Origin of the sequence: Neptuniibacter sp. (assembly GCF_024231755.1) — a bacterium.
Classification (GTDB): Bacteria; Pseudomonadota; Gammaproteobacteria; order Pseudomonadales; family Balneatricaceae; genus Neptuniibacter.
Map to the genome: position 1 here is coordinate 1 of NZ_JAAEQH010000276.1, position 2,537 is coordinate 2,537.

General features: G+C 45.3%; 3 protein-coding genes. All 3 read left to right on the top strand.

The window, feature by feature from the left end; all coding sequences use genetic code 11:
* Positions 1-78 precede the first annotated feature (78 nt).
* The 3 genes from GY843_RS15795 to GY843_RS15805 are packed head-to-tail and all read left to right on the top strand — an operon-like array spanning position 79 to position 2,495.
* Entirely contained in the window at positions 79-1,080 is a 1,002-nt protein-coding gene (locus GY843_RS15795; RefSeq protein WP_297310990.1) for a N4-gp56 family major capsid protein, read from the top strand.
* Between the two features lie 11 nt (positions 1,081-1,091).
* Positions 1,092-1,823: a hypothetical protein gene (locus GY843_RS15800; RefSeq protein WP_297310991.1), complete on the top strand. Its 732-nt coding sequence runs from the start codon at positions 1,092-1,094 to the stop codon at positions 1,821-1,823.
* Positions 1,824-1,832: 9 nt separating this feature from the next.
* Entirely contained in the window at positions 1,833-2,495 is a 663-nt protein-coding gene (locus GY843_RS15805; RefSeq protein WP_297310992.1) for a hypothetical protein, read from the top strand.
* The last annotated feature ends 42 nt before the right edge of the window (positions 2,496-2,537 follow it).

Below are 2,537 nucleotides of genomic sequence, written 5' to 3' on the forward strand. Positions count from 1 at the left end.
ATCAGATGAATCCCAATTCTCAAGATTTCGATGATGAACTTGAACGAGTGAAGCGTTTGCCAAAATTAGGAGAATAAAATGGCAACGAACACAACCACGAATATAGATCCGGCTGTAGTTCCGTTTTATAACGGAATCCTGCAAAGGAAACTGCCTTATCTTATTCACGATATGTTTGCAGACAGTAAGCCAAGCCCCACAGGGGAATCTGACCAGATAAAGTTCAGAAACTATGCCGCTTTGTCAAAAGCGACAACTCCGATTTCCGAGGCACGTGTGCCTACAGGAAGTCTTGCGAGTTATAGTGAAGTGACTTTTACTTTAGATCAGTACGGCGACTATCTCAAATATTCAGACAAAGTAAGTCTTATCAATCAGGACCCTGTAATATCCGTTCTAACAGAGATGGGCGGTGAGCAGGCGCAAGAGACCATTGACGAATTAAGGCGTAATGCGTATATCGCAGGAACAAGCGTAAGACGTGCGGGTGGAGTATCCGCAAGGTCTGGTATTGTTACTGAGATTACAAACAACGACCTTGCTTTCGTTGAGAGAGCAATGCTTTCAAACAGATGCCGATACACGAAGAAGATGGTAAACCCGCAAAACGGTTACGCCACTTCCCCGACAAGAGCATCATTTCCTGTAATTTGTCACACTGACTGTAAAGCTTCCGTAGAGAATCTTACAGGTTTTCAGAGCGTGGAGAAATACGCAGGACAGACCGCAGTTCATCCAACAGAAATTGGTCAGGTAGGTAACTTTAGATTCTATTGTACCTCCGAAGCCAAGATATGGGCAGATGGCGGCGGTTCAGCAGTAGCAGCATCACTTAAATATACCACTGGAACAGCGAACTGTGATGTCTATCCTTACCTGATATTCTCAGAACACGCAGTTGCAAAGAGTGACCTTGAAGGACACGCTTTACAGAGTATAGTTAAGTCAAAAGACTCAGGCGGGCCAGAGAATCCATTAAATCAATACGGCACAGTAGGTTGGGTAGCATGGACAACCCAGGGCATTCTTGACGATACAAGACTTTATCGTATAGAAGCCGGTGTTGGAATATTGAGTTAGGGAGGAATATAATGAAAGACATTATAACAGGACAAACAACAGCAACTGGTGCAGCAATGAATATTGAGGTAGGTTTCATACCCGCAAGAGTAGACGTAGTAGTTGGAGAATCTACACTATCCGGCTTTTGGGACGACTCTATGTGGGAAGGAACTTTCGCAATGGAACAGTCAGGCTTTATGGTTGACAACGCCGGAGTATTAGGTTCTCACCTTCCATTGATAGGAACTACTGACACACAGTTAGGCAGCAGAAGGTGCGCTGGAATCTTTGTAGACGCTCAGACTACACAGATAACTATCCCTGCGGTGGCTGCGGGTACTGCTTTTACAGCAACTACGCACGATGTTACTGCGGGTAAGTGGGGATTATTCCTTCTTTCTGTAGACGCAGACGGAACGACTTTTACCATTACTCCTTCGGCTTCATTGGCTTATGATACTGAGGCTTTGGCTATAGCAGCTTTGCCGGCAGTACCAACAGACGATGCAGCAATGGGCGTAGTAACAGTAGAAGCGACTTCGGGTGCGATTTTTAACGCAACAACTGACGGACTTGCAGGCGGTTCAAGCGGAACACCGGCAGAGACTACTAATTACTATCCTGGATATTGTATCATGGCAGGTGGAATCTCTAAATACGGAGACACCACAGGCGATTCATACGAAGGATTTACGATTGGTACTCACGGTTCTTTGAACATAGCAGGAAGCCAGATTTTCTGGAAAGCATACAGATCGTAGGAGGCTAAAATGCCAAAAATTACAAGTGAAACAGTCCATGATCCTAATGCTTTAGAAAAATGTTTAAGATCAATAGTAACCGACCTTGACACTGTTGACACGAAACTGGACATAGTGGTTACGTTAATCAACGAGTTAAAGTCCGATACTAACGCACAGGAGAACTTTCTGACTGATGATGGTATTGTAACTGCGACAGTTTTAAGTGCAGGTTCAACTACCCACCAGATTAAGAACACAGCATTCCAGTACCGTATTGACGGCACTCCCATCTACAAAGCGGAAGTTGCTGCCGGTACAGCCTTTAGTGCAGCAGACACCATTAATGTTGCGCCAGCGGTAGGGACTTTCTGGGGTATCTGGACAGTGCAGATTGACATAGCAGGTACTATCACCACTAAGCCAGGTGGGGGTCTGAGTGATCAGGTCTACACAACAGAGGCACTTGCGATTGCAGCGAAAGCAGCGGTCACAGCAGGAAACGTGGAAGTAGGTTATCTGACTATTGCAGCTACAGCAGACACAGCATGGACAGCACAAACGGACGATATCACTTCGGGTAGTGATAACACCTCCGTAACTTTTTACCCGGCAAGTGCAACGATTACTCTAAGCCAGGTTGCAGCAGCAGACGCAACAGGATTGGGTACGTTAAGCACATCACAATCATAGGAGATTTAAAATGCGTTATGTAAAAGTGAAAGTCTTTAATAA

Coding starts and splice junctions, on each gene's coding strand:
- GY843_RS15795 (WP_297310990.1), top strand. CDS start 79: ATGGCAACGAACACAACCACGAATATAGATCCGGCTGTAGTTCCGTTT.
- GY843_RS15800 (WP_297310991.1), top strand. CDS start 1,092: ATGAAAGACATTATAACAGGACAAACAACAGCAACTGGTGCAGCAATG.
- GY843_RS15805 (WP_297310992.1), top strand. CDS start 1,833: ATGCCAAAAATTACAAGTGAAACAGTCCATGATCCTAATGCTTTAGAA.